The sequence below is a fragment of the Streptomyces ossamyceticus genome (assembly GCF_001418475.1).
Taxonomy (GTDB): Bacteria; Actinomycetota; Actinomycetes; order Streptomycetales; family Streptomycetaceae; genus Streptomyces; species Streptomyces ossamyceticus.
Genome location: NZ_LIQX01000909.1, coordinates 1 through 4,173 on the forward strand (window position 1 = coordinate 1; position 4,173 = coordinate 4,173).

The 4,173-nt window shown below is 72.4% G+C and carries 4 protein-coding genes; 2 read left to right on the plus strand and 2 right to left on the minus strand.

Annotation, left to right across the window (positions count from 1 at the left end; translation table 11 throughout):
- On the plus strand, positions 1-851 hold an 851-nt coding region (locus tag AOK15_RS40425; protein WP_055524147.1), incomplete at its 5' end, for a DUF5926 family protein.
- Positions 852-1,096: 245 nt separating this feature from the next.
- On the opposite strand, the gene AOK15_RS40430 is transcribed toward AOK15_RS40425, so the two are convergent.
- Positions 1,097-1,825: a hypothetical protein gene (locus AOK15_RS40430; protein ID WP_055524152.1), complete on the minus strand. Its 729-nt coding sequence runs from the start codon at positions 1,823-1,825 to the stop codon at positions 1,097-1,099.
- A gap of 144 nt (positions 1,826-1,969) precedes the next feature.
- Positions 1,970-2,635: a bifunctional DNA primase/polymerase gene (locus tag AOK15_RS40435; protein WP_055524150.1), complete on the minus strand. Its 666-nt coding sequence runs from the start codon at positions 2,633-2,635 to the stop codon at positions 1,970-1,972.
- A 513-nt stretch (positions 2,636-3,148) separates the two neighbouring features.
- On the opposite strand from AOK15_RS40435, the gene AOK15_RS40440 reads away from it, so the two are divergent.
- The coding region (locus AOK15_RS40440; RefSeq protein ID WP_420877038.1) for a PP2C family protein-serine/threonine phosphatase at positions 3,149-4,173 on the plus strand (1,025 nt) is incomplete at its 3' end.

Sequence of the window (4,173 nt, forward strand, 5' to 3'; positions counted from 1 at the left end):
GCCACCCAGTCGCACTCGCCGCGCAGGCCGTGACCGAGCTGGTGCAGCGCCCGTTCGAGGGCCTGCCCGGCGAGTGCGACTGGGTGGCGCTGCGCGAGCTGGTCCCCGCCGCCACCGTCGAACTGAAGCTGCGCGAGGCGCTCCCCGAGGGCGTCCCGTCGGTCACGCTCGCCACGGTCCTGCCGATGGCGTGGCCCGCGCTGCGCCGCGACGACGGCTCGGTGCTGATCGGCCTGCAGAACGACACGGCGTCGGGCGACATCAGCCGCGACCTCGCCGACACCCTCCAGCGCGCCCTCGCCGCCGAGCCGGGCACCCCCGTCCAGGGCCGGCGCGCCCCGGCCGACGGGCCGCGGCTGCAGGACCTGCTCGACCCCGAAGGTGAGTTCGAGCCAGTTGTGCACACGGGCTTCGAGTTCTGGGTCCCCGACACGGAGAACGCCACCCCGGAGGTCACCGCCTCCCTGGAGCGGGCCAACTCCGCGGCGATCCCGACCGTGAAGCTCTCCGGCGTCGACGCGGCCTACTGGTGCGAGACCCCCGACAAGAACCATCTGCGCTGGGTCATGCCGCACCCGGAGGAGCGTCTTCTGGACGCTCTGGCGCGGCTGCACGCGGCGGGCGGCTCCAGCCTCGGCGAGGGCACCCGTCTCGTGGGCTCCTTCCGTGCTCACGGGCTCACGGTGCCCGTGTGGGATCTCCCCACCGGGGTCGGCGCGGACGACATCGAGAAGCCGGCCGCGGAGTTCGCCGAGCGGCTCGCCGCGGCCCTGGCGGAGGAGTCTCCGCTGACCCCGGACGAGCGTCGGGCCCGCGGTGGACTCACCAACCGGCAGGTCACGCTCAGCTGACGCGGGGAGCGCCGGCCGGTCGTCCACCGGCCGGCGCTGACCCTGCGTTTGTGGTGACTCCTGTCACAACTCCCCTACGTGACAGGCAAATTCGTGTCCGAATAGCCGAGATCGAATTTGCGAAGCGCCGATCTCTTGTTACGGTTCCATCAGCCCGGTTGCTGGTGCATCCCCCGTCGCCAGCAACCGGGTCTTTTCATGTCCGGGCCCGCGAGCGGCCGCACTGCACGGATCCGCAGCCGCAGTCAACGCCCTTGAAAGCGACCGGAGTTGCTTCCGGAACGCAGGAGCAGCGGCCCACTTCCGTCGGCTTCCGCGAACTCGGTCACAGCCGTGTACTCGCCCGGCTCACCCTCGGTGCGCTCCCTCGGTGTCTCACACGCCCCCGGCTCGTCCTCCGCCCCCACGGCGCAGTGCATGCGCACACTTCGGCCGCCGGGGCCCATCATGCTGAGGACCGAACTCAGCTCCCGTCCGGTCGCGTTGCGGTAGTACGCTCGCGCCCAGCTCTCCTCACCCTGGGTGAGGACGCAGGTCTGGGCCTCGATGCCGTCGGGTGAGGTGAGTTCGGGACCGCAGCGGGCGGCCGTGGCGAGCCCGAGACCGAGCAGCATGTGCGAGCGGGACGCCTCCGCGTCCCCGGGGGCGTCGTGCGCCTTGCCGTCCGACGCCTCATCGTCGGGTCCGTCGCCGGGCCCGGCCGCCGGCCTCCCCGCGGACCCGCCCCCGGAGTGCCTGGCCCCCGCGCGTCCGCCGACTTCACCGGCATCGGCGACTTCAGCGGCTCCGAGGGCATCGGCGGAGAGTCGCTCCGCACTCGCGCCGTCGAGTTGTCCGGCAGCCCGGCGCGCGACGGTGTCGCCGGCGTCGGTCAGAGGGACCGCCGACGCCACGAGCGGCAGGGTGAGGGTGCACGCCGCCGCGGCCGTCAGCCCGAGGAGCCGGAGCCCGCGCGCGTCCGGACCACCGCGCACCACTCCGGTCGCTCGATGGGTCCGGGGTGAGGGCGCACTGTGCCGACCACGCGGCGACGGGGCCCCGAGGCCCCCGGGAAGACGCTGCATGAGCGGAAGATAACGACCCACCGGGGCGCCCGACCGAGCGCGCGCCGGGCGGGCTCAGAACTCGGGGGCGCTCACACCCGTACGAGTGAGGGCGTCGACGACCGCGTCCACGACGGCCTCGACGTCGGGCACCCAGGGGGCCGCGGAGCCGGGCAGCGGCGCGCGCTCCCAGCGGATCCGGCCGTGGCCCGCCTCGGACGGCGGCAGTGCGATGTAGCCGCCCTCGCCGTGGAAGCGGAGCGAGCCGGGGACGAAGTCCTTGGCGTAGAGCAGTTCGCCCAGCTGCTCCATCGAATACGGGGCGACGAGGATCGACCAGCGGTGCGGGGCGGCGACGACCGGGCCGAGGCGCATCCCGCCGCGGTCCAACGCGGCGAGAGCCCGTGCGGCGGCGAGGGCCGGCAGGCTGACCGCGCACGGCGCGCTGCCCCCGGTGGCCAGGACGATGGGAGCCGTGGGCCGGTTGGTCCACCACCAGCGGACCATGCGCTCGTCAGTGGTGGCGGCGAGCAGACCGGGATCGAACGGGTGAGCGCCGGGCACCACGCACTCCGGGTCCGGGCAGGCGCAACGGGCGCGCCCCTGCGGGTCCGGCGCCACGCCCGGGAGTACGGGCCACTGCCATTCCCTCGCGAACGTCAGGGCCTGCTCGAGCAGCTCGGGCCTCCCGCCGTTGCGCTTGGACAGGAGCCTGCGTCGCCTTCCGGGGATCTCGCGCATGAGCGCTCGTCCTTTCCGTTGCACGCATGGCAACACCGTGGGGTCACTCACAACATGTGTCGTTCACTTCACTGTGCGTACCTGCTGGCGCATCACACCCCTGTCGCGGACAAGGGGAACCCCTGCGGGCCTGGCTCGGCTACGTCCGCGTCCATCGCTTGCGCTGACTTGCAGTCTGTCCAAAGCATGGCGTGGCGTGGGGGTGGCGACGCCTGGCGTTTTGCCGTCCGGCGTTTGCTCGCCGCCTCCGCCACGGGAGGATGGGGCTCGGTCGTCGGTGGATAGGACGCCCGGTTCCGTCGCCAGGTTCCGGATGACTGACGCCACCCCTGGCCTTCACCGAGTACGTACCCATCACGACCGCTGTGACGCTCTGTTGAACAAGGCCAGTCGACCTCAATACACCGTTCACCACAACACTTTTAAGCCAACTTTGTTTTTTCCAAAGGACTGGACAGTAACCCGACACAAGTCCAACAGGGCCACGCGGACACCACATATCCCAGCAGGACAATGCTGGACATCCCCTCACGAGTGCGTGTACATGTGGAGACACTGCTAGCGGCGCAGAATGACATGGGGGTTTGCGATGCTTTTGAGCAATACGCACCGGTCGGAAAGCCGGACACCATGAACGCCCCTCACCCTCCGAAAGTGGCCGGAATCGATTCCACGGTTCCCTCTCCCGCACACACTGTCGCGCCCGCGCCTGCCGCCCCGGGCGCCTCGTCGGCCACTCCCGCCACAGGAGCGGGCACACCCCCCGGGGCCGTCCTCCAGGACCGGCTCGCCGGCTGGGTCTCGGACCTCACGACCCTGCACGAACTCACCGAACGCCTGGCACGCACGGACGCGCTCGACGGCGCCCTTCAGGAGGCGCTGAGCGCGGGAGCCGCCCTGGTCGGCGCCCGGCGCGGCCTCGTCGTCCTGGAACCGCGCGACGGACTCGGGCCCGACACGACCATCGGTCTCGGCCTCGGCCGCGCCGACCTCGGCCACATGGAGACCGTGCCGCGCAGCTCCCTGCCGTACGGCCGCATCCTCGACGGACTGCCCGGCGGCGACGGCGAGATCACGCAACCCGACCTGTTCGCCGAGGACGGGCTCGATCCCCGCCACCGCGAGGTCGCCGCCCGGCTCGGATACGCCGCCAGCTACGCGCTCCCCCTGTCCACCGACGCCGCGGGCCGTCTCGGCGCCGTCGTCTGGCTGTACGACGAGCCCGCCGAACCGGCCGAGCGGCAGCGGCACCTCGTCGGGCTGTACGCGCGCTACGCCGCCGAGCACCTGGCGCGGCTCGTCGAGGTCGAGCGGACCCGTGTGTCCATGGCGACCATCGCCGAGGAACTGCTGCCCTCCCGGCTGCCCCGTGTCGCCGGTGTCCAGCTCGCCGCCCGGCACCGCACCGGACCGCGCGGCGGCGGCGACTGGTACGACGCCCTGCCGCTGCCCGACGCCGCGCTCGGCCTCGCGGTCGGCTCGGTGACGGGGTCCGGGCCCAGCGCGATCGCCGCGATGGGCCGGCTGCGGGCCTCGCT